24 protein-coding genes are annotated in these 26421 nt (G+C 49.0%); 15 read left to right on the forward strand and 9 right to left on the reverse strand.

Features of this window, described 5'->3' with window-relative positions:
• Positions 1-203 precede the first annotated feature (203 nt).
• From LRP49_RS13205 to LRP49_RS13240, 8 genes are all read left to right on the forward strand, one after another.
• Positions 204-3017, forward strand: coding sequence for an ExeM/NucH family extracellular endonuclease (locus LRP49_RS13205; RefSeq protein WP_274142773.1), 2814 nt, complete (start codon positions 204-206; stop codon positions 3015-3017).
• A gap of 176 nt (positions 3018-3193) precedes the next feature.
• Positions 3194-6532, forward strand: coding sequence for a PAS domain S-box protein (locus tag LRP49_RS13210; RefSeq protein ID WP_274142774.1), 3339 nt, complete (start codon positions 3194-3196; stop codon positions 6530-6532).
• A complete protein-coding gene (locus tag LRP49_RS13215; RefSeq protein WP_274142775.1) occupies positions 6522-7490 on the forward strand; it encodes a response regulator in 969 nt (322 codons plus the stop codon). The genes LRP49_RS13210 and LRP49_RS13215 overlap by 11 nt, the downstream gene beginning before the upstream one ends.
• A 93-nt stretch (positions 7491-7583) precedes the next feature.
• Positions 7584-8159, forward strand: coding sequence for an aminodeoxychorismate synthase component II (locus LRP49_RS13220; RefSeq protein WP_274142776.1), 576 nt, complete (start codon positions 7584-7586; stop codon positions 8157-8159).
• Positions 8160-8489: 330 nt separating this feature from the next.
• Positions 8490-9704, forward strand: coding sequence for an aspartate aminotransferase family protein (locus LRP49_RS13225; RefSeq protein ID WP_274142777.1), 1215 nt, complete (start codon positions 8490-8492; stop codon positions 9702-9704).
• A 43-nt stretch (positions 9705-9747) separates the two neighbouring features.
• Entirely contained in the window at positions 9748-10764 is a 1017-nt protein-coding gene (gene astA, locus LRP49_RS13230) for an arginine N-succinyltransferase (RefSeq protein WP_274142778.1), read from the forward strand.
• An 11-nt stretch (positions 10765-10775) separates the two neighbouring features.
• Positions 10776-12233, forward strand: a complete 1458-nt coding sequence (astD, locus tag LRP49_RS13235; RefSeq protein WP_274142779.1) for a succinylglutamate-semialdehyde dehydrogenase — start codon at positions 10776-10778, stop codon at positions 12231-12233.
• Positions 12234-12256: 23 nt separating this feature from the next.
• Positions 12257-13057, forward strand: coding sequence for a DUF1338 domain-containing protein (locus LRP49_RS13240; protein ID WP_274142780.1), 801 nt, complete (start codon positions 12257-12259; stop codon positions 13055-13057).
• On the opposite strand, the gene LRP49_RS13245 is transcribed toward LRP49_RS13240, so the two are convergent.
• Both LRP49_RS13245 and crp read right to left on the reverse strand, forming a co-directional pair.
• Positions 13054-13245, reverse strand: a complete 192-nt coding sequence (locus LRP49_RS13245) for a hypothetical protein (protein WP_274142781.1) — start codon at positions 13243-13245, stop codon at positions 13054-13056. The genes LRP49_RS13240 and LRP49_RS13245 overlap by 4 nt on opposite strands.
• 164 nt (positions 13246-13409) lie before the next feature.
• On the reverse strand, positions 13410-14042 hold the full coding sequence (gene crp, locus LRP49_RS13250) for a cAMP-activated global transcriptional regulator CRP (protein WP_002535199.1): 633 nt from the start codon (positions 14040-14042) through the stop codon (positions 13410-13412).
• Positions 14043-14278: 236 nt separating this feature from the next.
• Between crp and LRP49_RS13255 the strand changes: the two genes are divergently transcribed.
• Positions 14279-14686, forward strand: coding sequence for an OsmC family protein (locus LRP49_RS13255; protein WP_274142782.1), 408 nt, complete (start codon positions 14279-14281; stop codon positions 14684-14686).
• A 126-nt stretch (positions 14687-14812) separates the two neighbouring features.
• Here LRP49_RS13255 and LRP49_RS13260 read toward each other — a convergent pair whose 3' ends face one another.
• The 5 genes from LRP49_RS13260 to LRP49_RS13280 form a co-directional block, all read right to left on the reverse strand.
• Complete coding sequence (locus tag LRP49_RS13260; RefSeq protein ID WP_274142783.1) at positions 14813-15682, reverse strand: phosphoribulokinase; 870 nt, start codon at positions 15680-15682, stop codon at positions 14813-14815.
• A gap of 140 nt (positions 15683-15822) precedes the next feature.
• Positions 15823-16038 carry a YheU family protein gene (locus LRP49_RS13265; protein ID WP_274142784.1) on the reverse strand — a complete coding sequence of 72 codons (216 nt, stop codon included), beginning with the start codon at positions 16036-16038 and terminating at the stop codon, positions 15823-15825.
• Positions 16039-16046: 8 nt separating this feature from the next.
• Complete coding sequence (locus LRP49_RS13270; RefSeq protein ID WP_274142785.1) at positions 16047-17027, reverse strand: DUF3187 family protein; 981 nt, start codon at positions 17025-17027, stop codon at positions 16047-16049.
• Positions 17028-17054: 27 nt separating this feature from the next.
• The gene (locus tag LRP49_RS13275) at positions 17055-18026 is read right to left on the reverse strand and encodes a hydrolase (protein WP_274142786.1); all 972 of its coding nucleotides are present in this window, start codon (positions 18024-18026) and stop codon (positions 17055-17057) included.
• Positions 18027-18034: 8 nt separating this feature from the next.
• A complete protein-coding gene (locus tag LRP49_RS13280) occupies positions 18035-19417 on the reverse strand; it encodes an aminotransferase-like domain-containing protein (protein WP_274142787.1) in 1383 nt (460 codons plus the stop codon).
• 123 nt (positions 19418-19540) lie between these two features.
• Between LRP49_RS13280 and LRP49_RS13285 the strand changes: the two genes are divergently transcribed.
• Both LRP49_RS13285 and LRP49_RS13290 read left to right on the forward strand, forming a co-directional pair.
• Positions 19541-20143: a LysE family translocator gene (locus tag LRP49_RS13285; protein ID WP_274142788.1), complete on the forward strand. Its 603-nt coding sequence runs from the start codon at positions 19541-19543 to the stop codon at positions 20141-20143.
• Between the two features lie 10 nt (positions 20144-20153).
• A complete protein-coding gene (locus LRP49_RS13290) occupies positions 20154-20447 on the forward strand; it encodes a DUF1330 domain-containing protein (protein WP_274142789.1) in 294 nt (97 codons plus the stop codon).
• On the opposite strand, the gene LRP49_RS13295 is transcribed toward LRP49_RS13290, so the two are convergent.
• Positions 20429-20947 carry a TIGR02444 family protein gene (locus LRP49_RS13295; protein WP_274142790.1) on the reverse strand — a complete coding sequence of 173 codons (519 nt, stop codon included), beginning with the start codon at positions 20945-20947 and terminating at the stop codon, positions 20429-20431. The two genes, LRP49_RS13290 and LRP49_RS13295, sit on opposite strands and share 19 nt — an antisense overlap.
• A complete protein-coding gene (locus LRP49_RS13300; protein WP_274142791.1) occupies positions 20890-22812 on the reverse strand; it encodes an ABC transporter ATP-binding protein in 1923 nt (640 codons plus the stop codon). The genes LRP49_RS13295 and LRP49_RS13300 overlap by 58 nt, the downstream gene beginning before the upstream one ends.
• Positions 22813-23099: 287 nt before the next feature.
• On the opposite strand from LRP49_RS13300, the gene kefG reads away from it, so the two are divergent.
• The 4 genes from kefG to slyD all read left to right on the forward strand — a co-directional run bounded on the left by kefG (position 23100) and on the right by slyD (position 26372).
• Positions 23100-23663 (forward strand): glutathione-regulated potassium-efflux system ancillary protein KefG, encoded by a 564-nt coding sequence (kefG, locus tag LRP49_RS13305; RefSeq protein WP_274142792.1) that lies wholly within the window; start codon positions 23100-23102, stop codon positions 23661-23663.
• Positions 23663-25459 (forward strand): glutathione-regulated potassium-efflux system protein KefB, encoded by a 1797-nt coding sequence (gene kefB, locus LRP49_RS13310; RefSeq protein WP_274142793.1) that lies wholly within the window; start codon positions 23663-23665, stop codon positions 25457-25459. Before kefG ends, kefB begins: the two co-directional genes overlap by 1 nt.
• Before the next feature lie 18 nt (positions 25460-25477).
• Positions 25478-25687: a YheV family putative zinc ribbon protein gene (locus LRP49_RS13315; protein WP_274142794.1), complete on the forward strand. Its 210-nt coding sequence runs from the start codon at positions 25478-25480 to the stop codon at positions 25685-25687.
• Positions 25688-25796: 109 nt separating this feature from the next.
• The gene (slyD, locus tag LRP49_RS13320) at positions 25797-26372 is read left to right on the forward strand and encodes a peptidylprolyl isomerase (protein WP_274142795.1); all 576 of its coding nucleotides are present in this window, start codon (positions 25797-25799) and stop codon (positions 26370-26372) included.
• The last annotated feature ends 49 nt before the right edge of the window (positions 26373-26421 follow it).

Here is a 26421-nt window from a genome sequence, read left to right on the forward strand (position 1 = left end):
GTCGCTGCTTTTTTTATGCCTGCATGTTAACTACGCCCAAACTCATGTTCCCTTAACGTGTTGAAAGCGTAAGCCCCTCCTCAAATTCCTTAGACACTCCATGTCTTGATACAAAGACTTGAGAGATTCATCACTTAAATGACATCTATGGCTGATAAACCATTTGCTGTGTTTATGACTTCACACGCAAAAAAGGACAGCTAATGAAGATCTCAACATGGAGCCCTCTGGCTCTGGCGTTAAGTACTGCGTTTCCGGCAAGCGCGGATATTCTCATCACGGAGTACGTTGAAGGCTCCTCCAACAATAAGGCGATAGAGCTGACCAATACGGGGGGAGCAGACGCTTCGTTAGACGGGCTATTTATTAAAGTTGCTTCCAACGGCAACACCTCGTTCAATGGCTCGGTGAGCCTCTCGGGAACATTGCCAGCGGGTGACAGCTATGTGGTTGCCAACTCAAGTGCTGCCAGTGACATTCTGGATGTTGCCCAACAAACCTCTGGATCTGTCAATTTTAACGGTAACGATGTGGTGGCTCTGGTCGATGCCAGTGACAACGTGCTCGATGGACTAGGGCAGTTAGGGAATAGTGATTCTTTTGGAGCGAATGTCACGCTTCGCCGCACAGAGGGTAGTGGTGCTCGAACGGACCTCTCGTCTGCGTTCAATGCATCAGAACAATGGCAGTCTTTTGCTTCAGATACCTTTGATGGCCTAGGATGCAGCGGTATTGGTGCGTGTGATGGCGGTGGCGGAGGAAACACTTTCAGTTGTGAAGGCGAAACCCTAACCCCCACATATGCCATTCAGGGAAGTGGTGACCGTAGCCCATTAGTGCCTGATGGCAGCTTTGAGGCTGAGGGAACTTACTACGTAGAAGGTATCGTTACTGCGGTAACCACAAGCCTCTACAAAGGTTTTTGGCTCCAAGATGCTATCGGTGATGGCGATGGTGCCACGTCAGATGGTTTGTTTATCTTTACTGGCAATGCGCCTGATGGCATTGCGCCCGGTATGCAGGTGTGTGTCGCCGGGACAGTGAAAGAGTTCTTTAACCTGACAGAACTGGATGCGTCAGATAAAAAATGGGAAGTGATTGATACCGTTGATCTGCTACCTGTAACAGACATCGAGGTCGGTGAAAACGAGACGCTCGATCAGGCACTTGAACGCTATGAAGGCATGAAGGTTCGTTTGACGCAGGAGAGTGAGCTGGTTGTCACCCGAAACTTCGGTTTTGATTTTGATGCCTTCCGCAATAACATGGTGTTGTCGCATGCCGCACCAAATTTCAAACCGACACAGCGTTATATTGCAGGCTCAGACGAAGCGGCGTCATTGGCGGCCGCCAACGATGCCAACCAACTCTTTATAGAAACGGATCAAAAAGCCCCTAACGGTGTCATTCCTTATTTCCCTGGTTTGGATGCGGATCAGGGCTACATCCGGATTGGTGATACCGTGACCAATCTAGAAGGCGTGTTGGGTTACAGCTTCAGCGATTATCGTCTGGTGGTGACCAATGAGTTGGTTGCCAGTGATTTTGTGCGTGATGGCGACCGAACCGCAGCACCTGAGAACGTTGCAGAAGCCAATATCAAGGTCGCAAGTTTTAACGTGCTGAACTACTTCACCAGTGCCAGCGCCATTGGCGGTGACCTCAACGTGACCTGTGATGACCAAGCAGACGCGGATGCATCTCGTGGTTGTAACCGAGGCACAAAAGACGCCGCAGAGTTCACGTTGCAACAGGCAAAAATCGTTAATGCATTGACTGCCATGGATGCCGATATCGTTGGCTTAATGGAAATTGAGAACAATGGTTTTGGCGAAAACGGTGCGCTGGCAAATTTGGTGACAGAGCTTAACGCCCAGTTCCCAGACGAAGCACAACACTATGCCTATGTGGTACCCGCCAATAGTGATTTGACCGAAGGTGCCTACCTTGGCAGTGATGCGATTCAAGTAGCTTTGATTTACCGCCCAGCCGTTGTCACGCTTGAGAGCGATGCGGTTGTTGTGCGTATGCCAGAGCAACACATCTCCGGTGAAAATCCGGATGGCGAGACCCGCCAGTTGGATAAATTCCAGCGCGATAGCCTGCTTCAGAGCTTTTGGGTTATGGGTGACCAAAAGCTCTCAGTAGCTGTCAGTCACTTCAAATCGAAGGGCTCGGGTTGCTACGAAGACTGGGTTGCAGGCGAGTTTGAGGACGATCCGGCTGACCTCCAAGGTCGATGCAATGAGTTCCGTGTCTCTGCTGCAGAAACACTGGGTAAGGCATTGGAAAACCTTGATGGCGACATCATCGCGCTAGGTGACTTCAATGCGTATGGAAAAGAAGACCCCATGCGTGTCATGACGGATTACGACACCGATACCGCGGTGCGTAAAATTGTCACGGCAGCGGGTACTTCGATAGCCGGTGTTACGCTGGATGAGACGGCACGTGAAGTCGGTGATGGCTTTGGCTATGTGAACTTAGCGAGCTATGCGCTTGGCGACGAGGCGTTTTCTTATACCTTTGACGGTGAACTTGGCAGCCTTGATCATGCAGTGGGCAACACTAGCGTGGTAGAAAAGGTTGTTGGTGTAGAGGATTGGCACATCAACTCGGTGGAAAGCACGTTATTCCAGTACTCAGGACGCTTTACGGGCGATCTTGTTAAGTCTACCAATCCCTACTCGTCGTCTGATCATGATCCTGTGATCGTGAGCCTTCATTATGAAGAGCAAGTTCAGCACTTCAAACTTCGCTTTAAGAACAAGAGCTTCTTCTGGGTTCAGCCTGTGGTGAATGGTGAAATTGATAGCGACAAGCCTTGGCTTCGTTGGAAAAGTAACCGCAAATATACTGAGCAAAGTGTGTTCCTTCAGGATTTGGGCGTGGAATACGGAGATACGGTCAGTTTAAGCGTGCGCTTGTGGGGCATCTTTGATATTCCATGTGGCAGCGCAGAGATTGATGAGAAAACCGTTGCTGTCTATAAAGGATTCCACTGCAAGATAAAATAGCGGTCTGATGACAGATGATAGGCTCCCTCGGGAGCCTATTTTTTTGTTCCGTTTTAATGGGTTGCCCAGAGATTATTTACTACGCTTTATATATGTCTCATTAGAGGAGCGATGCTATCACTCTCGGGAATGGCCCACTCTCTAGTGTTTCTTTCGTCTCTTAGTGGGAAAGATGCATGTCGGTTATCGAATCTCTGTCGCTTTTTATATTGTCACCACCGAGCGAGCAGCCTGTCCTCGGCGGGCAGTATGATCCTTGGTTACTCTTAATGGCGGTAATTGCGGCATTTGTGGTGCTCTCTCTCTCCTTTGTACATCGTCCTTTAGAAGCCGGGAGGAAAACGGATTGGCAATACCTGCCTTTGTCGATTAATACACTGGCAATGACTTTTGGCTTTGTCGTGCTTCCTGTCGTCAATGTCTTAGCCCATGCTGCATTTCGAGACGTGGGTTTCTCTCCTGCCATTCTGATTTTGAGTGTAATCCCCGCTTTTATCGGCATTTACTTTGCGCAGAAGATGGTCGCATCCCCTGATAATTCGTTGCTTAAGACCGCTGCGGCAGCATGCCTTGTTACGCTGACACTCATCGTGCAGTCACTGATGATCTACGCGTGCATTAATGGGATTGCGGTGTCTCAGTTTGATGTCACCAATGGGCTTGTGATGGCAGTGATAGCAGGTCTTATCGTGATGCTAAGTCTGTGGATTCGCTATTCACCTAAGCTTGATGAATGCTGGGACATTAATGTATCTCGGTCATTGACGGCGGGTGCCTTGCTGACTATTGCCGTCTTGTTAGTCTCTGTGTTTTCACGCAGTGTTTTACATCTCTCAGCTTTGCCCGCCAGATTAGACGCCACGTTATTTTTAGGGCGCGATATGTTGATCGCATTGGTCTTTATTTCGCTGCTAATTACGGTCATCTGCCCTCTAGGTAATGCCTTCTACCGCATAAGAATCCGCGAACGTTATTTGCAGACCAAAGGTCAAGATCTTGAAGGTGTGATTCAGACCATTTCAGATGCCATTATCGCCATTGATCAAAATGGAACGATTACCTTCTTCAATCAATCTGCTGAGCGTATTTTTGGTTGGTACGCCACTGAAGTGATTGGCAGTAACGTACGAATCCTAGTTACTGATGAGCACCAGCATCGGCATGACTCCTACATCCACAATTTTATCCAAAAGCGCGATTCCTCCGTTGTCGGCACGGTTCGGGAAGTGACTGCAAAGCGAAAGGACGGCTCATTACTGCCAGTGAGGCTAGCTATCGGGCATCAAGCAAACCATGGAAAGCATGAGTTTGTTGCAGTGATATCCGATATTTCTGATCAACGCCACTTGGCGTGGGCATTGCGTGAAAACGCTAAACAATACCGATCATTAGTGGCCAATTTACCCTGTATGGCATTTCGTGAAATGACGGGAGCCGCGAGGCATATTGTTTACATCAGTGATGCAGCAAAATTGATTACAGGCTACAGCGCCTCAGTGCTGACAGGTGAAAATGGCGTGTCACATTTTGTTGATCGTATCAACACGAGCGATGCAGGGAATTATCGCAGAGCACGAGAACTAGCGTCACATCGAAACGGAAAGTATGACTGTGAATATCGGTTTATGACCCGTGATGAACAAGAGAAGTGCTTTTGGGAAATAGGACATAGCTACCGAGCAGACGATGGCAGCACGTGGATTGATGGCGTGATCATCGACGTCACTGATAAGCGAGAGGCAGAAGAAGAGTTCGAGGAGAAAATGCGATTGGCGGAGAAAGCATCTCAGTCGAAAGCATCGTTTTTAGCCAATATGAGCTATGAGTTTCGTTCGCCGATGAACTCCATCCTTGGTTTGACAAATGTCTTGATTGACCAAGAGCAGAATCCAGCAAATCGTCACCACCTTGAAGTTATCAGAGAGTCAGGGGAAAGCTTGATGAAGCTTATCAATGACATTCTTGACACGTCGAAGCTAGAGAGTCAGTCGTTGCCTCTGGATATGGCGGATTTTTCTTTGGCGCAATTGTGCCGGCAAATTGAGTTTATTGCCCGAGAGACTGTGAGGGCGAGAGAGCTCAATGTCACCTTGCATTACAGTGATCTTCTCGGTGAACACTATGTCGGTGATGCTAGGCGTGTAAAACAATTGCTCCAGAATATGATGCGAAGTGCGCTGACCAAAACGGAGCAGGGCAATGTTGCGCTGCACGTTTTACCCGTTAATGACATGATTCGCTTTGTGGTAGCTACCTATCCATCTTGTACACAAAAACGCGCCCAAAATGAGATGGAAAATACTGGGCAGACATTGTCGGCGACGTTGATCACCCAACTGGTGGATTTGATGCGTGGCAATCTATGGTTTGATGGAGAGACCGCGAATAACTCACTGGTGTATGCCGACCTTCCGCTCATACCCGCACAGGGGATGTCATCATCCCCGACTGCACCTATTCAGCACTATGCATTGCCACCGATAGAAGTGTTGGTGATTGATGATGTTCAGCGCAACCAGCAAGAACTTAGAGATATCTCCCTCAGGCAGGGTGTGAAAGTCCTTACTTTTACCGACATGGTATCGGCGGAAGACGTCATCAAAACGCAACCGGTCGATGTGGTAATGCTCGATGCCTATCTCAATGAAGAATTTCCCGATCCAAAAACACTGAAAGAGTGGGCGAAGCAGTGGGCAAAAGAGCCGCCCAAAGTGATCGCGTTGACGCTATCCGTTGATCCGACAACAAACAGTGAGTGGCTTGATAGGGGCTTTGATGGTGTGATTACCAAGCCTTTTGAGAATGCGCAAATCTTCGCCGTTCTCAAGCAGTGTTTGGGCGTTGATGAAGAAACCAGCAACGTGATGCCGTTTAGCTCGGCAAAAGGAGAAGCTGAGCTGGAGTACTTTGATGAGCATGCCGCGCACAAGCGTTGGCCTACTTCAGAAATATTGTTGAGCGTCGTGCGTGACTTTTTTGTCAGTTATCACCAATTACATAGCGACGCATTAACGATGCTTTCTGACTCGCCCGACGCCGCGATTGAGCATTTGGGCAAAGCGGGTGAGGCGGCTCACTACCTTGGTTTTGTCAGGCTGGAAATGGACATACAAAGAATTAGCCAAAGCTTGAAAACGGGCGACAGTTTGACAGCAGAAAATCGCTTAAAAGATTTGGGTGCCAACCTAACAGCAACCATTGAGCGAGTGTTGGCCTACCTTGGGGTACGTATTGATGACCTTGAAAATGCCACACATAGTCAAACCTTGAGTGCGGAGCAGTTTGCTCGGTCTGCAGAGATATTTGCATCGAAACTGTCAGAAGGTCAGCTCGATGAAGGCTTGTACAAGGAACTGATTCCCTCCATGACAGGGTTAGTGCCTCCCGCGTTATTGGCGAAGTTCGTTGAGTCTATTGAGAATTTTGAATTGGATGATGCGTACCAACTTTTCTCGGCGGTCATTGCACAATTTCCATCATCTGAAAATACAGGAGTAACAGGCTATGGCGTATAAAGTATTGGTGGTGGATGACGAGCCGAGCAACCTGCATGTAATGCGTACCATCCTTCAGGACCAATACACCTTGGTGTTTGCCAAAAGTGGAGAGCGAGCCATTGAGCTGACCATACAACAGCGGCCAGATTTAATACTGCTCGACATCATGATGCCTGGCATGAACGGTTATGAAGTGTGCCGCCAACTGAAACAGGAACGAACTCTCAGCCATATTCCTATTGTGATTGTGTCGGCTCTAGATGAATACCAAAGTGAAGTCGAAGGGTTAAAAGCCGGAGCGGCTGATTTCCTGATTAAGCCCGTTTCGCCAGAGTTGGTGAAAAGTCGGGTCGCAAACTTGCTCGGTGAGGCCCGTGCTGCAACCATGCGGGAAAACTATCAATTGGTCATGAATCAAATCGCTGCGGTGGCAGCACTCCACAACAATGACGTTGAGATTTCCGCTCCGCGCATTGCCAAGCTGTGTGAGTGGCTATCGATCAAATACGGCCTGACAAAAGCCAAATCTGAGGATATTAGCTTGGCCTATCCACTCTGCTTCTTAGGGGACTTATGGAATGACGAGGGAAACAACACGACGGCAGAAAGTCGCAGTCTGTTGCTTTTATCCGAAGCCACGAAGGGTTTTGCTTGTGTAGCGGCAACCTTGCTCACATACAAAAACACACGTTGGGATGGTTCAGGTTTTCCTGAAGTTGAAGGGGATAAGATCCCGGAAGAATGTCGAGTTGTCACCGTTTGTGAGCGACTAGACAGTGAGATCGAGCACTTGGCGGGCAGTTGTGAAACCCGCGTGCAAAAAGCGATTCAGACCATAGCAACGGATGCAGGTACCCTCATTGACCCGCGACTTATTTATTTGTTGGATGAGAACAGTGAAGAGTTGTGCGCTCTTTATGCAACCTGGTTATCAGAGCCATGGCCGACACCCATATTGCCAATAAATGCATTCTGACTGTTAGGGGTCGTGCAGCCAAGTTTGGGCTGTGATAGCATTTGCGCCCAGCCTCGCTGATGTAATGCGAGCAGGACGTGATGGGATCCATTTGTGCTGTTAATTATTGATAACTACGACTCTTTTACTTACAACCTGTACCAGTATTTCTGCCAGTTAGGGGTAACGGTAGAAGTTCATCGTAATGATGCGATCTCGCTGGCTGATATTGAAATGATGGCCCCAAGCCATCTGGTCATTTCTCCGGGGCCGTGTACACCGGATGATGCGGGTATTTCCCTTGAAGCCATTCAGCACTTTGCAGGCAAGTTGCCCATTTTAGGTGTTTGCTTGGGGCACCAAGCCATGGCTCAGGTTTTTGGTGCGAATGTTGTGCGTGCGCAGCAGGTCATGCACGGTAAGACAAGTCCGGTTACGCATACTGACACGGGTGTTTTTAACGGATTAAACAACCCGCTGACAGTTACTCGCTATCACTCATTAGTGGTGGAAGCGTCTTCTCTGCCTTCCTGTTTTGAAGTCACTGCTTGGACAGAAAAGGACGGAGAGTTTGATGAGATAATGGGGATTCGTCACCGAACATTGCCACTTGAAGGCGTGCAGTTTCATCCGGAAAGTATTTTGACCGAACAGGGTCACCAACTACTCGCCAACTTCCTTTCTTTGTAACCCCTCGTTTCGGTCGCCATTCTCCCACCATGAATCACCTTTGGTGGGCGATCTGTATCACTAATTTTACATTTTAGTTTCACCGTTTTCTGCGGGGGAACAGTGAAACCTTATTCACTTCTGATCTGACAGACTTCCTTTATTTCCCAATAGGAAAGACACTATTACCTGTTGCTGTATTACTTACTTGGGCCAAATTGCGCATAACTATGGCATCAGGGTGAATTTCCCAACGTTTACAGTTTAGGGTTATAAAATTATCTGCTATTGATGTGGTTAAGAAATTGTAAATACTATGCTTATAGCAGAATCGACAGAAGGATATGAGCGATGACGGCTAATTTTAAAGTAGAACGTAAGCTGTTTGATGAAGTGATGGTGCCTTGCTATGCACCGATGGAGATGATTCCTGAAAAGGGAAAAGGGTCTCGCATCTGGGATCAAAACGGCCAAGAATATATTGATTTCGCAGGTGGGATAGCCGTGAGTTGTCTCGGTCATTGCCATCCAGTGATGGTCAATGCACTGAAAGAGCAGGCGGATAAACTCTGGCATCTCAGCAATGTGATGACCAATGCTCCGGCTCTGCGTTTAGCAAAAAAACTGACCGAAGTGAGCTTTGCCGAGCGAGTATTTTTCGCGAACTCAGGTGCAGAAGCTAACGAAGCGGCGTTAAAGCTGGCTCGTCGCTGGGCGGTTGATACGCATGGTCCAGAAAAGAGCGAGATCATTGCTTTTACTCAAGGCTTCCACGGCAGAACCTTCTTTACGGTTACCGTTGGTGGTCAAGCGGCCTACTCGGATGGCTTCGGGCCTAAACCGGGTGACGTTACACACCTGCCTTATAACGACCTCGATGCTCTGGCAGCCGCTATGTCTGACAAAACGTGCGCGATCATGATGGAACCACTGCAAGGTGAAGGTGGCGTGGTATCGCCGGACGCCTCATTCCTACAAGGGGTCAGAGAGTTGTGTGATAAACACAATGCCCTTTTGATTTTTGATGAAGTGCAAACGGGCAATGGCCGTACTGGCACTTTCTACGCCTATCAACAAACCAGCGTCACTCCAGATATTCTGAGCACCGCGAAATCACTAGGCGGCGGCTTCCCTATTGGTGCCATGCTGACGACGGAAAAGCTGGCAGCGCACATGAAAGTAGGGACGCATGGTTCCACCTATGGCGGTAATCCACTGGCGTGTGCAGTGGCAGAAGCTGTGGTGGGAGAAATCAGCAAGCCAGACGTGCTTGCGGGTGTCAAAGAGCGAGAAGGCTGGTTCCGTGAAGGGCTGGACGCACTGAATGCAAAATACAATCTGTTCGCGGATATTCGTGGTCAGGGTTTGTTGATCGGTGCCGAGCTTAACGATGCATGGAAAGGTCGTGCTCGTGATGTGCTGGTGGCAGCGGGTGAAGAAGGGTTGCTCGTTCTAGTAGCCGGAGCCAACGTGGTCAGAATGACCCCATCGCTGGTCATTACCAAAGATGAAGTACAAGAAGGGCTGGCGCGTTTAGATCGCGCACTGTCCAAGCTGGTGGCCTAATTTAATAAACCACCCGTGAAGCAACGCATCAGGAGGGAGTAAGATGCTGGTAATTCGCCCAATCAAGGAAACTGATTTCGATGCATTGATGCTATGTGCTGAAGAATCAGGGCACGGTTTTACATCGCTGCCGGTCGACGAAACACTAATTCGTGGCCGCATTGACCATTCATTGGTGAGCTTTGACCGTGACGCGCAATCCCCTGGAACCGAAGGCTACCTGATGGTAGCCGAAGACACGGAAACCGGTGAGATTGCGGGGACAACAGGCATTGAGGCCGCTATTGGGCTCGATAATCCCTTCTACAGCTACCACATCAGCAAAGTGGTCCACCATTCGCGCCGCCTTAACGTACACAACGTGGTTGAAGTGCTGACGTTTGGTAACAACTACACAGGGGCAACTGAAATTTGCACCTTGTTCCTTCGTCCTGAGTTTCGCGGGGGGCTAAACGGCAAGTTGTTGTCAAAATGCCGCTTCTTGATGCTGGCGCAGTTTCCTGAGAAATTCGATGATGTGATTTTTGCCGAAATGCGCGGTGTGTCTGATGACGACGGGAATTCTCCGTTCTGGGCGTGGCTGAAAGAACACTTCTTTTCTATTGATTTCACACTCGCAGACTACTTGACCGGCACGGGGCAAAAGGGCTTCATCGCCGATCTGATGCCGAAGCTGCCAATCTATGTGAGTCTGCTGAGTGACGAAGCAAAAGCGGTAATCGGGCAGGTACATGAAAAAACGCGTCCTGCACTGCGCATGCTCGAGAAAGAGGGTTTCTCATGTCGGGGCTATGTCGATATTTTCGATGCGGGCCCTACCGTTGAGTGTCTTCGTCAGAACATAGATTCAATCCGTCGCTCATTCACTGCACGCGTGAAAATCGTGGAGCACACCAGCGCGCAGGACTATCTGATTTGCAATAGCGACTTCCAAAACTTTCGCGCAACGGCTGCAAAGATTGGCGTAGATGAAGAGCGCAACAAGGCGTTGATCAGTCAGGAAGTTGCAGACGCACTGAATGTAGCGAACGGCGACACAGTCCGATTAGTTTCCCTTTAAGAGGTAGGAAGATGACGCAATGGATTAATAACCTTCCTTTGGAAGGCGACGGTGGCGCGTTTGATTCACTCAACCCGTTCAACAGCCAAGTGATTTGGCAAGGTAAGGCTGCAACCCCTGCGCAGGTCGAAAGCGCAGTTGCGGGCGCGAGAGAAGCGTTCTTCCACTGGAAGCACACCACGTTTGAAGAACGCAAGGCGCTAGTCGAACGTTTCGCTGAAAAAGTGAAGGAAAACAGCGAGAAAATTGCGACCGTAATAGCGGAAGAAACCGGAAAACCGCTTTGGGAAACGCGCACAGAGGCCGCTGCCATGGTAGGGAAAATCGGTCTTTCTCTGCGTGCTTATGAGGAGCGTACTGGCGAACGAAGCAAAGATGTCGCAGGTACCCAAGCCGTGCTTCGTCACCGTCCCCTAGGGGTTATGGCTGTATTCGGTCCCTACAACTTCCCGGGGCACTTGCCAAATGGTCACATTGTTCCCGCACTGTTGGCCGGAAACACCGTGGTGTTCAAACCCTCAGACTTAACGCCGAAAACGGCGGAAGAAAGCTTGAAGCTTTGGATTGAAGCTGGTTTACCTGCGGGTGTGATTAATCTCGTTCAAGGCGGTCGAGAAACTGGAGAGGCGTTGGCGCAATCTAAAGGGATTGATGGTTTGCTTTTTACTGGCAGTGCAAACACTGGGCATATTCTGCATCGCCAATTTGCCGGACAGCCAGGGAAGATGTTAGCACTGGAGATGGGCGGCAATAACCCCATGGTCATTTCCGAGCAATACGGAGAGCTGGATGCCACGGCCTATACCATTATCCAATCTGCCTTTATCAGTGCGGGTCAACGTTGTACTTGCGCCCGACGCTTGTATATCCCAAAGGGAGAACGTGGAGATGCGCTGTTAACGCGATTGGTTGAGATGACACAGAGCATTCGCGTCGGTGGACAGTTTGATGATCCCGCTCCGTTTATGGGCGCACAAATCTCTGTACGAGCCGCTGAAGGGATTATCGCTGCACAGGCTAACCTTGAGTCATTGGGTGGTAAAACGCTGTTAAAAGCGGAACTGCTGCACGATGCGGTGGTTTCACCTGGCATCATTGAAGTCACTTCGATTACGGCGCTTCCTGACGAAGAATACTTTGGACCGTTGCTACAAGTATGTCGCTACGACTCACTCAAGCAAGCCGTAGAGCTTGCAAACGACACACGCTACGGGCTTTCAGCGGGTCTCGTGTCGACCGACGACAAAGAATGGGCATATTTCCTTGATCATATCCGCGCGGGCATTGTGAATCGAAATCGACAGCTGACAGGTGCAAGCGGTGATGCGCCCTTCGGCGGGCCGGGAGCGTCAGGCAACTTACGCCCAAGTGCATACTACGCAGCAGATTACTGCGCATATCCTATGGCATCAATGGAAGGGAGTGATGTCACCTTGCCAGCGCAGATTAGCCCTGGTCTATCCTTGTAAGCACGACGATATGGGAGGATGTAATGGAACGAGTACACGCACTATTTGATGCACTATGGCAGGATTACACTGTACGACTTTGCCCGTCAGCGGCGAAAGTGCACGCGCTATTGGAAGAAGGGTCTCCGCTGATCAATGATCATATTGCGCTAAGAACATTTGCATTACCCAAGGTGGGGCTTGATAGGTTGGCAGCACCATTTATTGCCATTGGTTACGAGCCGAAGGGGCAGTATCACTTCGAAGCAAAGAAGCTCAACGCACATCACTATGAGCATCCAGATCCCAATGCGCCGAAAGTTTTCATTAGCGAATTGATGGTCGGGCAATGTTCGACAGCACTGCAAATGGCCGTCCGAAAGCTGGTCGATCAGGTGGACGATGCGTCGATGCAAGGCTCGGCGTTTCTATACAGCGGCCGACCATGGGAGCTTGATGGTGACACGTATCGTACCTTAGCAGCAGAAAGCGAATACGCGGGGTGGTTGGCTGCACATGGGTTTGGTGCAAATCATTTTACCGTGAGTGTAAACCAGCTAAGTACGGTTACTGATGTCTCAGAAGTAAACGAGGTTTTGCGACAAGCTGGATTCGCAATTAATGAATCTGGTGGAGAGGTGAAAGGGAATCCTGAGGTCATGCTAGAGCAGTCGTCAACCATGGCTGACAAGGTAAGTGTGAAGTTTAGCGACGGGGAAGCAACCATTCCTGGTGGATTCTATGAATTTGCAAAACGCTATCCGTTACCGGATGGGAGCCTGTATCAAGGGTTCGTTGAGGCCTCAGCAGATAAAATCTTTGAAAGCACGGATAAAGCGAGTTAACTGCGTTCGTTGATCAGGCTTTGTGGCCATTCATCAGCGTCAGACTTACGCTTTTCTTCCCCAAGCAGTTTTTGCAAATGGTAGTGGGAAGGTCCATTAAATCCTGTGAGTTCAACACTGGTTCGAGACCATGTCGAAGGCGTAGATAGACTTGCTGAGCTGCTAAAGAGGCCGTGTTCCATATCCATATGACGTCACCTTTTAAATATGCATGCAAATTCATACATGCTTCGAATTGAAAGGTAGCACCGAATATTGGAATTGGCCGATTTTTTGGCGAGATAAAGATCACGCAATAACAAAAAAGCCACCGTTTACGCGGTGGCTTTTTTAATTGTCACATCGAGCTGTATTAGCGAGTGCCGTATACCACGATGGTTTTACCGTGTGCAGAAATTAGGTTCTGCTCTTCCAGCATCTTCAAGATGCGGCCTACGGTTTCACGAGAACAGCCAACGATTTGACCAATTTCCTGACGAGTGATCTTAATCTGCATACCGTCTGGGTGAGTCATCGCATCCGGTTGTTTCGCCAAATTCAGTAGCGTTTGCGCGATACGACCTGTTACGTCTAGGAACGCCAAGTCACCAACTTTTTGGCTGGTTACTTGTAGACGGCGAGCCATCTGAGAAGAAAGACGCATCAGAATATCAGGGTTTACTTGAATTAGTTGGCGGAATTTCTTGAATGAGATTTCAGCCACTTCACAAGGAGATTTCGCGCGAACCCAAGCGGTACGCTCCTGATCTTCCTCAAATAGGCCCAGTTCGCCAATGAAGTCGCCCTGGTTGAGGTAAGAAAGGATCATCTCTTTGCCTTCTTCATCCTTGATCAGCACTGCCACTGAACCCTTAACGATGTAGTACAAAGTCTCTGCTTTTTCGCCAGCATGGATCAGCGTACTTTTCGATGGGTACTTGTGAATATGACAGTGTGAAAGGAACCACTCTAGTGTTGGGTCTGTCTGAGGTTTTCCTGGAACCATATATCTCATTTCCTCTGCATTTGTTGCCTGATGAGTCTTCCTTAGCCCATCGTCCTGCGGCACCTGTCCGTTGGATAGCATAAAGTTTCAGCAGTCAGGCTACAAGCTCTCTGTTTGAGTCATTGAGTTTATCCTTTTTCACGCACGATTTCTTGATTTTGATATGGACTTCGTCCCCTATTAAAGGCTAAAAACGTGGACAAGATCACGACCCTGAAAGTAAGTGGAGGAAAGCGATGCAAGCAAGCGTCAAGTGGTGCGGAAATAAGACGTTCTTGGGACTGTCAAATTCGGGTCACAACATTGTAATGGATGGCAATGGTGGAGAGCATGCACCTAGCCCAATGGAAATGGTTTTGATGGGAGCGGGTGGTTGCAGCTCTGTGGATGTTGTTGCAGCACTCGAAGAAGCCAATCAAAACGTACTGGGGTGTGAGGCGCAATTGTCAGCTGAAAGGCGTGAACAAGCCCCACGCTTATTTACGCATATCAATATTCACTTTGTTGTGAAAGGTGACAAAATTGATGAATCGATCGTCGCTGCGGCAGTGAAAGACAGTTTAGAGAAATACTGTTCAGTTTGTTTGATGCTTGGCGCGGGTGTTGAAATGACCCACTCGTACGAGATTCAACAGTTAGCGTGAAGACAGTTTTTCAGTAACTAAAGAAGGAGGAATGCCCCTCCTTCTTTTTTCCTGTCGATATTTTAAGGCAGAGTGCCGACGGCAGGCCGTCGCGTCTCGAAGCGCAAATTGGCGTGTGAGTGCGCGTTAGCTGATTTTCCCCGTTTCAATAAGCTGCTGAATGAGTGGGCGAATAATGAGTTCCATGGCAAAGCTCATTTTCCCGCCAGGTACCACAAGGGTATTATGACGAGACATAAATGCACCTTGGATCATCGTAAGCAGATAAGGGAAGTCGACGTTTTTGATACCGCGGAAACGAATAACGACAAAGCTTTCATCAAGGCTTGGGATCGCTTTGGCATTAAGTGGGTTGGACGTGTCTACGGTGGGTACACGCTGGAAGTTAATGTGCGTGCGACTGAACTGTGGCGTGATGTAATTTAGATAATCATCCATCGAGCGAACAATGGAATCCATCACCGCTTCGCGTGAATGGCCTCTGTCGCGCGTATCGCGCACGAATTTTTGAATCCATTCCAAGTTAACGATTGGCACCATGCCTATCAGTAAATCGACGTGTTGCGCCACGTTGATGTCGCCGTCGACCATACCGCCATGCAATCCTTCGTAAAACAGCAAATCTGTGTTTTTAGGTAGGTCTTGCCATGCGGTGAATGTCCCTGGCATTTGATTATAGGGAACGGCTTCATCAAACGTATGAAGATAGCGACGGAATTGGCCGGTGCCTTGCTCCCCGTACTCTTTAAAGAACGACTCTAGTCTCGGGAAATCATTGGCTGTCGGGCCAAAGTAACTGATATGGCGTCCTTGATCTTTTGCTTTTCGAATTTCAACGTCCATTTCTGGACGGGTAAATCGATGGAAACTGTCACCTTCTACCCATGACGCACTAATGTTCATCATGTTGAAAATTTTCCGAAACGCATCGGACGTTGTTGTTGTTCCTGCGCCGGATGAACCGGTGACTGCAATGATCGGATGTTTTGCAGACATGACAAACCCTGTCAAAAAAAACGAATGACAAAGAATTAACAGGGAGTCAGAGTTTGGTCAAGTTGGGGGCATACCCAAACGCTGTGAAGATCCTGAATATCAGAGATCATCGGCAACTTCATGTCGCTTGGGTACAGATTTTATCCAAGTGAACGTGTCAGTTTGATATCGATCGTTTCGTGTAATTCAGAGTAAACAACGACCGCTTCTCGGTTCTTTATCAAGAGCAGTACCTGCTCGACTTTTTGTTCAAAACTGATTTCTTGCTCGCCGTAATCGGTGCCTTCACGTAATACAAAGTGCTCGACCAAACTTTTCAGGTTTTCTTCAGGAATTTCCTGCCAGGGGACAATCATCTCGCTACCTACAACGTTAAGCGGTGTCTGAACGTGGCCGAAAACACGATATCAGTACTGTTATCGTGATTGAACATGTTCTCTAAGGCCATCAATTCTATCGCACTGTCGTCAAAAAGGTAGCGATAGCCTAAGGCAAATTCATGCACGAGAGACGTTAACTCTCCAAGATTATCGTTATCACCTTTTCCCTGTGAGATGAGGTATTCAGCGATAAGTTCATGATGTTTTAGCAGGGCATATTGATAACTCACTCCGGCGTTAATGCCCCAAGGTTTTACGTCGACAAAATGTTGTGGTTTATCAGGGCGATGTGTAAGGCCCAGTGACGCGGTCAATTTGTGTTTGTCTCGCTGGTAGCCGTAATTTACCTGCATAGCTTGTTCAAACGTGGTGTTGGTAAATACACCGTGACTGACGCGGTTAAAAAAGAGTGTCGCTCCAACACTGATGGCATGATGTTCATCATGATAAAGCGTCTTCTCCCCGTAGAGACTGAAGGCACTAAGCAGCGGATCGCCACCAAACCCTTCAATGGGCTCTGCCATGTCGTTGGGAATATGAATATAGAACCTATCTTCGTCGACCTCGGTACGCCCATTCTGATCGATTCCAAAAATGCTATGAAACTTTTCTGTTAAGCCATCAAGACGATTATTTGCCGCATAGCGGTATTGATACCAAACGCCAATTTTTGTGGTCTCTGACGGGGCATTCATAAAGCCGGCCATGATTTGATTGTGGTAATAATCAAACAGGTAATCCGGCGTATTCGCCCAGACACTTGCAATAGTGAGTGATGCAAAAACTTCGGTTTCGTCTGTGGCGAGTGACATTGGGTCATGCATCATGGGAGCCAGCCCCGTGACTTGAAGGGGAGCCTGACTTTGCGCAATCAAAGGGCCGAAGCGCACGGTATCAGCGTTGGTTGGGTAGGAAAAACCAAGCAGTGTGAACAAACAAACTAAGGCAGTGCGAGATAATGCCATGTTTCACCTCTCTCGCCCTGCGTCGTGTTAATTGTCCATATGCAGGGCTAACCATCGAGGAACTTCCTGTTCCAACCAGAATTCAGGTTTTTTCAATGTGCCGGAAATGAATCCAACATGACCGCCGTATTCGGTGAGGTGATAGTGAATGTTCTTGGGTAGTGGTTCGGTTGGGATCACCGCTTCAGTCATAAAAGGATCATCTTTAGCATGGACCACTTTTAGAGGAGTCGCAATGTCATGCAATACGCCTAACCCACTGCATTGTTTGTAATAATCCTCAGCATTGAGAAAGCCGTGAAGTGGAGCGGTAACCGTCTGGTCAAACTGGAGGAGCGTCGAAATATTGACCTTGTCATGGCTTCTCCAGTGCCCGATTTCGGGGTGACGAGCGAGCTTATTATTGAGTGAGCGATTCATGGAGCGAAGCAGGTAGGCTTGGTAGACCTTGGAAAAGCCTTGATTGATTCGACTAGAACAGGCTGCGAGGTTTAACGGAGGGCTGATCACGCATCCTGCGTTGATAAGCGGGTCGTGATTAAACTCTGCAAGGTAGCGAACCAGCATATTCCCACCAAGTGAGACACCGGTTGCCACGCGGGGTACGTCAGGAAATTGTTCGCTGAGGTAGGACAGGAAGAAACGCGCATCGCTCGTTTCGCCGGAATGATAGGTTCTTGGCAATCGATTCAGTGAACCACTGCATCCGCGAAAGTGCATGATGACACCGAGCCAGCCTTGCTCGCGAAATGCATTCAAAAGGCCATTAGCGTAAGGACTGTAAAAACACCCAGCCAGACCATGAAAGAGCACGGCGACCGGCTTGCCTTTTGCCTGCTCAGGTGGCTCTGTCCAGCCGATATCCAAAAAGTCACCATCGGGTGTATTTAGTCGTTGCCACACGGGTTCAAACAAAGGGTTTCGGCGTAAAAAGCGCGGAAGTAATGTTTGAATGTGGGGGTTGGTTGCCCCTTTTAAAGGTGTAAATGTTGATGTCATGGTTAGGCTCATAATGCAAATTCACTGATTGGCGGATTGGCTAGCAACTGCGCCAACTTCTTACAGCCAAGCTCTAATTCACCCATTGTTGGTGGTGCGCTCACTGCAATGCGAATATAAGGTGGCGCGCCATAGCCTGGTGGAACGAAGAGCTCTGCCGATTTTACCTCTAAGCCATTCTCTTTACATGCAGCAAGAAAATCACTCAACGCCCAGTCATCGGGTAGCTTTAACCAGCCGTGAAATCCGTTAGGTTGATAACGAAGTTCGACATCGTGCAGATAATGCGCCACGCATTGCCACCGTTTTTCCATTTCAGCCCGAATGGTATCCAGTACTTGGTTTGCGGCACCATTTTCTAAAAGGATTGCCGCCATCGCCGTTAATAAAGGGCTAATCATCCAACTGTGATTTTGTAGCGCATTGACGAAATGCGGGTAGTACCGCTCTGGCAGATGTAAGAATCCCAACCTCAAACCTGGTGCTAATGTCTTTGCGAGGCCGCCGATATAAATCACCAGATCGGGTGCTAAATTTATTATCGGCTCCGGACGTTCTGTTGGCAGAAGCCCATTAATGTCGTCTTCAAGGATAACCAGTTGCTGCTCGCGACAGATCTCAATGATCGCCTTGCGCCTCGTTTCACTCATGGTCGCTGTGGTGGGGTTTTGCAGTGTCGGCGTGAGGTACACCAAACGTGGTTGATACTGCTGACAAGCAGCGCACAGAGCGTCAGGTATCATGCCCTCGTCATCCATCTCGACAGGTTTAATGGTTAATTGAAGCTGCTTAGCAAGGCTCATTAAGCCTGGATAAGTAAATTTGTCTGCCAGGATAGTATCGCCCGCGCGACATAGGGTAAGTAAACAAAGCTGCATGGCATTTTGTGCGCCAGAGCAGAACAACAACTGTGAGGGAGAGGTGGTCACGCCATGTTGTGCGAGCCACTGCGACAGGATTTCACGGTGACGGACAATGCCTGAAGGGGGTTGATACAGCATCAAGCTGTTTAATTCATTCGGGTGAGCGGCCAATTGCTGGAGTGCATCAGAGAAGACATCGGCACGGTTGAGTGATGGCGGTACATTGTAGCCAAAGCTTGTGATCCCCGGACGCTCTGGAGCTGAAAACGTCCACAGCGGCTTGTCTGCCTGAGTGATGTAAGTACCTGCACCGACCCTAGCTTCAACAATGCCTCTCCGCTCGGCTTCCGCATAAGCACGGGTGATGGTACCGACAGTGACAGACAGCGCATCGGCCAGCGCGCGATGGGTTGGCAGCTTCTCCCCCGGTGCCAGCTCTTTAGTGCTCACCTTTTCCCCAATCGCATCGGCAATTTGTCGATACATAGGGGCACCTGATTTATCTAGCGTGATATTGATGATTGTCATGGTGACAATAAACCTTTTGATCCGAAAAATGATCCCTGTTAGCGTGATTTTTAACCATTAAAGGCGAATTAATCAACAATTACTCATAATTGTATCGATACAATGTGAGCGGGGAGACAGAAGATGATGGAAATATCTTTTATCGCAGCACTGGCGATATTCGCGGCGACCATGACGGGCACGCCCGGCCCTAACAATATGATGCTGACAGCGTCAGGGGCTAATTTTGGCTACAAACGTACCATTCCGCACCTGTTAGGGATCTCTGCGGGGGTTGCTCTTCTCATCGCATTGGTTGCTGGCGGGTTGGGCGCAATATTTAAAATGTACCCATGGGTTCAAGAAGGGCTCAAATATATTGCCAGTGCCTATCTTTTATACCTTGCTTGGCGTATTGCGGGATCGGGAGCACCGTCAAGATCTGACAGTACCAACAGAAGGCCCATGACGTTTGTGGAGGGGGCTCTGTTTCAATTCGTGAATCCAAAAGCGTGGGCGATGGCAGTGAGTGCTGTCGGTACGTTTACCCTTACTGGAGGAGAGTATTGGTGGTCAGCAATGGTAATTGTGCTGACTTTTGTCGCGGTAGGTTTACCCCTGACATCACTTTGGGCGGCATTTGGCGTTTGGGTAGGCAAGGTGCTCTCTACGGAAAAAAGCTGGGTGGCGTTTAATCGGTCAATGGGGTTTCTGACCGCGGGGTGCTTGATCTTTATTTGGGCATAAGGAGTGACAGATGACTGTACTGAATTTTTCCTACGCCACCATTAAAGATGCCGGCAAGTTTCGAGAGTATGTCGTGGCAGCGAAAGTACTGTTGGATGAGGCAGGTGTAGACGTGGTGGTGAGAGGTGATTTCTTTGACGTTATGCGGGGAGACAATATGAATCCACATGTTGTGGCCGTTTTCCGCTATCACGACAAAGAGGCGGCAAAACGATTTTATGCATCCCCGTCTTATCTAAAATTGGTGCCACTTCGTGATGCAGCATGTGACATGCAAATTGTGCTTTACGATGAGATGGTGTGAAGGCCTTTCATCAGAGTTGGGTAAAGATAGCGAGCACCGCTATCAAGGTGTGCACAATAATTCTCAAGGGCTGATGGGCCGTATTCTTCCCACTCAAGTTGATTCACACAGGTGAGCAGCTCCTGTTGTTGGAATTTTTCGAGTGTCAGTTCGTAATTGAGCATTTTCTGATAAGCACCACGAGAGAGCTGAGGCTTGAGTTCACGGCGCATAAGTCGGTATCGGCTCAGTAGCGTTTCTGAGTGCGACATGGCTTTACGAAGTGCGGATTGAGATGGGAGAGAAAGGGTGAAACCTGCATCTTCAATCCATGCGAAAAGCAATGCGAGGTTCACGTTCCCTTTGAACTGGTCTTGAAGTTTCAGGCAGGCATGCTTCACTTCCTGCTGACCATAGTGCTGCAGGCAAAACTGCCACAACCCATCGGCTGTGGCATTGTTCTTTATCGGCCTTGGAACTCGGCTTCCATGACTTCCAGTTGTTCCTGCAGATCCATCCATTCCAGTTCGACCTCTTCGAGCGATGATTTCGCTTCGGCCTGTCGACGAAGCAATTCTGTCAGCTTGTCTTTGTTTGACGCTTCATAAATAGAAGGTTCCGCCAATGCTGATTCTACCTCGGCAATTGTCGCAGAAAATTTCTCTAACTTTGTGTCCAGATTGTCAATTTTCTTTCTGATCGGTGCCGTTAGACGGCGAAATTCTGCTTCCATACGTTTTTGTTCTTTACGGGCAGCTTGTGTGTTGGCACCTGCAGGCTTGGCATTTTCAGCCTGTTCTTGTCGACGCTCAGAACGTTGTTGCTCGGTCAGCCATTGATGATAATCATGCAGATCGCCATTGAACTGGGACACTTGGCGGTCATGAACAAGGTAAAGATCATCGGTGGTCGCGCGGAGTAAGAAACGGTCGTGACTGACGATTACCATTGCCCCTTCGAATGATTGCAAAGCCAGTGTCAGTGCCGAGCGCATGTCGAGATCCAAGTGGTTTGTTGGTTCATCGAGCAGCAAGAGGTTTGGTTTTTGCCAAACGATCAGTGCCAGTACCAATCGGGCTTTTTCACCGCCTGAAAAAGGGGCAATCACATCCAGTGCTTTTTCACCATGAAAACCAAAGCTACCCAAGTAATCACGAAGTTGCTGTTCGGTGGCTTCAGGGGCCAAACGCATTAGGTGTTGCAGTGCTGTTTCGTCAGTACGCAGTGTTTCTAACTGGTGCTGAGCAAAATAGCCGATTTTCACGCCCTGCGAGTAGCGAAGCTCACCCGCTTGTGCAGGAATGCTGCCAGAGAGTAACTTTATGAGCGTAGATTTACCTGCACCGTTGCGCCCCAAAAGGCCAATACGGCTGCCCGGTACTAAGTTCAGGTGAATTTTCTCTAGAATAAGGTTGTCACCGTAACCCGCAGCAACGTTTTCCATCATCAAGATAGGATTTGGCAGCGCGGCTGGTTCGCGAAACTCGAAGCTAAATGGGTTATCGAACTGTGCAGGCAGCACTTTTTCCATTCTCTCCAGAGCCTTGATGCGGCTCTGCGCTTGACGTGCTTTGCTTGCTTTATATCGGAAACGGTCGATATACGACTGCATATGCGACATTTGCTTTTGCTGCTTCTGAAACTGAGCTTGTTGCAAAATCAGTTTTTCGGCGCGCATGGTCTCAAAGCTTGAGTAGTTGCCGGTGTACTCATTCAACAGTTGGTTTTCGATGTGGATGATGCGATTAACAACAGGGTCAAGAAAATCACGGTCATGAGAAATCAGTACCATGGTGCCACGGTAATTCTGCAGCCATTTTTCAAGCCACATCACTGCATCCAAATCCAAGTGGTTGGTTGGCTCATCGAGTAGCAGTAAATCAGAACGGCAAAGCAGTGCCTGTGCAAGGTTAAGACGCATCCGCCAACCACCAGAAAACTGAGTCAGGTTCCAGTTCATTTGTTCTTGGCTAAAGCCAAGACCATCCAGCAGCTCGGCGGCACGTGCACGAATGCTGTAACCACCAACCGCATCAATCTTGTCGTGAAGCACGGCAACCTGATGACCGTCATCGGCAATTTCTGCCGCGCGAAGCGCAGTTTCCAGTTCGCGGTATTCGCGGTCGCCATCGATGACATACTCAATGGCTGCGCGTTCTAGTGCAGGTGTCTCCTGAGCAACCCACGCTAATTGCCAGCCGCCAGGGACGTTGTAGTTACCGGCATCCAGTGACAGTTCATCTTTTAAAAGGGCAAAAAGGGTCGATTTACCACAGCCATTTTTACCGACCAGGCCGACTTTATCACCAGGGTGTATGGTTGCTGAAGCTTTGTCGAGAAGCGGTTTGCCGCCACGAAGAAGCTGAATATCTGAAATTGTAATCATGACTACTGGCGGCCTTGCCGCATGCAAAGGAGTAGAAAATTCAGGCGCATTTATACCACAGGCTGGCGGTTTACATAAGGCGCGTGACGATAGTTGGGGGTGTTCTTAAACTTGAACGCGTGCGATCCGTGAAATCTGCGTTTGTTTACCGTATGGTGGAAAGATGACACCCGAGTCATCAAAAGTGGGCGTTTTGTGTCATGATAAAAAGACCATAAAAAATACTGTGTTATCACGACTCAAGCGTGAATAAGAAGTCTCTCAGTGATAAAGGAATTTGCTGCGAAATGGAAAACACGAAAACATCGCTTTTTCGGTCAAGAGTACTGGTGCTTTTTGCGCACCCTGATCCGCACGAGTCGGTGGCCAACAAATCCATGATTGATGCGGCAAAGCAATTGCAGCATGTCACTGTGCACGACCTCTATGCAGCGTACCCTGACTTCATCATTGATGTGCATTATGAGCGTGAGCTGCTGCTCGAGCATGATGTCATCGTCTTTCAACACCCCCTCCAAATGTACTCTTGTCCTTCTTTGTTAAAAGAATGGATTGATGTCGTTCTAGGAAAAGGCTTTGCCCATGGTGGTGGCAACGCGCTCGCAGGAAAAACCTGCCGCTTTGTGATCACCACAGGAGGGGCTGCGGAAGCCTTTAGTCAAACGGGGTACAACAAATACAGCATGGAAGAGTTGCTTCAACCTTTTGAGCTGACAGCGTTGCTTTGTCAAATGCGTTGGGTAGATCCGTTGATTCTACACTGGGCGCGTCGAGTGACTGACGATGACAGAAGTGCGCATGCTGAATTGTATTCAGACTGGCTTTGTAACCCTGTGTCGGAGGTGGTTTGATGGAGCATAACTACCTATTAGATGCGCTGATCTTTCTTGCCGCCGCTGTGGTGGCCGTTCCTCTAGCGCAGCGTTTAGGGATTGGCTCTGTTTTAGGGTATCTCATTGCAGGTGTCGTCATTGGCCCATGGGGATTGGGACTTATCAGTGATGTCGAAGCCATATTGCATTTCGCTGAACTGGGTGTGGTACTTCTGCTGTTTTTGATAGGCCTTGAGTTGAACCCCAAGAAGCTCATTCAAATGCGAAAACCTATCTTAGGGTTAGGCGGTAGCCAAGTGCTTATCAGCAGTGTTGTTATTGCCGGTTCCATGCTGATGTTTAACGTGGGGTACGTTGATGCCATTGTGGTCGGTATGGGTCTGGCTCTGTCATCTACCGCGATTGCAATGCGAATTATTGAAGAGCAGCGGATGATGCGAAGCGAAGCGGGGCAGTCTGCTTTTGCGGTTTTGCTGTTTCAGGATATTGCGGTGATACCGATGCTGGCCATTCTGCCCGCTCTGGCCGGCGGCGCAGGGGGAAGTTGGGCGGATGTCGGCATGATGTTTGGGGCTATCATTTTGCTGCTTGTTGGTGGTCACTACCTATTGCGGCCATTACTTCGTTGGATTGTTCTTAGTCGCGTCAAAGAAATGTTTACGGTCACGGCATTGTTATTGGTCATTGGTATTGCATTGGGGATGCAAGCACTGGGGCTATCAATGGCACTTGGGACGTTTCTTGCTGGTGTGCTGCTTGCCGAAAGCGAGTTTCGCCATGAGCTCGAGATTGCTATCGAACCGTTTAAAGGCTTGTTGCTGGGGCTGTTCTTTATTGCCGTTGGTATGGCAGTTGACCTTGGACTATTGGTTGAATACCCCGTTGAAATCATCGCTGCGGTGGTTGCCTTAATTAGCGTAAAAGCGGCCATTATCTATGGATTAGTCCGCGTGTTTGGCGGGAGTGAACGCTCACGCAGTCAAGTGGCTATTTTGCTAAGCCAAGGTGGAGAGTTTGCGTTTGTGCTGTTCACCGCTGCACGAGGTGAGCAACTACTGGACCCGCAATTAAATGCCTTCTTGCTGGTGGTGGTGAGCATTTCAATGATGACGACGCCGTTGCTACTGATGTTGCAGTCCCGTTGGTTTGCGAGAACCATCAACGCCAATGTCACCGAACCGTCGAACGATCAATTTGAGGACGCGGGTGGCCGGGTCATCATCACTGGGTTTGGTCGATTTGGTCAGGTAGTTGGGCGATTACTGTTTGCCAACAAAATCAAAGTGACTATTTTGGAGCGTGACCCTTCTCAAATCGCGTTTCTTAGAAAGTTTGGTTACAAGGTGTATTATGGCGATGCAACGCAGTTGGATTTATTAAGAGCGGCTGGGGCGGCGTCAGCCGAAGCGATTGTGGTGTGTGCTGATTCACCTGAAGAGGTGATGGAAATTGTAGAGCTTTGCCAGCAACACTTCCCCAACCTGAAAATTTTAGCGCGAGCGCGCAGCAGAGTTGAAGCCAACGAACTGCTCGGTCACAACGTTCAGGGTTTTTCGAGGGAAACCTTCCTTAGTGCGTTGGACTTAGGTAAGCAGGCACTAATTGCACTGGGTATGCATCCGTATAAAGCCAAGCGTGCAGAGGCTTTTTTCCGTAAATTGGATGAAATGCGTCTTCATGAGTTGCAACCACATCACAGTGAAGATGTATTGGCAGCGTCAAGAACTAAAGAAGCCAGACTGGAGCTTGAAGAGCTATTCGACCTTGAAATGAAAGGGGACAGCGAGCGGCATCAGAGCTGGAACAGAGAATAATGCAGTACAAGGAATGTCATGAGTAAGAAACGATTTATCGCGGGAGCGACCTGTCCAGCATGCCAATCGGCAGACACATTGCGCTGGTGGCAGGAGCATCACGTCGAAGTGGTCGAGTGTGTGAGTTGTGGTCATTCTGACCGCCGTTCTCCGGTTGCTTCAGATACCTCTACTTCAGAACCCACTGAGCAAGACGCACAAGTGATCGGGATATTTAAACCACAGTGATGGTCGCAGGCTCAAGTTTTCGGTATTATCGGCGCCGAATAAGCCGGTGACGATAATGCGAACACATTTCGGCGACACCGAGCCTTAAATAACCGCTTCCGGAGTAAAGATGAAAATCACTAAAGACGTGGTAGTAAGCATTGCTTACCAAGTGAAAAACGAAGATGGCATTGTGGTTGATGAATCAACCAAAGACATGCCTTTGCAATACCTGCAAGGCCATAACAACCTGATCGTTGGTCTGGAAAATGCGCTGGAAGGCCGTGAGGCTGGCGACGCGTTTGAAGTGACTGTTGCGCCGGAAGACGCGTACGGTGATTACATGGACGCAATGGTTCAGCGTGTACCTGCTGACGTATTCCAAGGCGTTGACGAGATCATGGTTGGCATGCGCTTCTTGGCGGATACCGATCAAGGTCCAATCCCAGTTGAAGTGACTGAAGTTGACGGCGACGAAGTTGTTGTTGATGGTAACCACATGCTGGCGGGTCAAACACTGACGTTCAACGTTGAAGTTGTAGAACTTCGTGCGGCGACCGAAGAAGAAATCGAGCACGGCCATATCCACCAAGCGGGTGGTTGCTGTGGCGGCCACGATCATGACCACGAAGGTGGTTGTTGTGGTGGCGAAGACAAAGGTGACGATCACGAGTGCTGCGGTGGCGGCGGTTGTGGTTCACACTAATCGCTATTAGAGTCGTAGTACTCTGATTGTTGAAGACGCTGTTCGAGAA

It is taken from the genome of Enterovibrio qingdaonensis (assembly GCF_028683135.1).
In the GTDB taxonomy this organism is placed as follows: Bacteria; Pseudomonadota; Gammaproteobacteria; order Enterobacterales; family Vibrionaceae; genus Enterovibrio; species Enterovibrio qingdaonensis.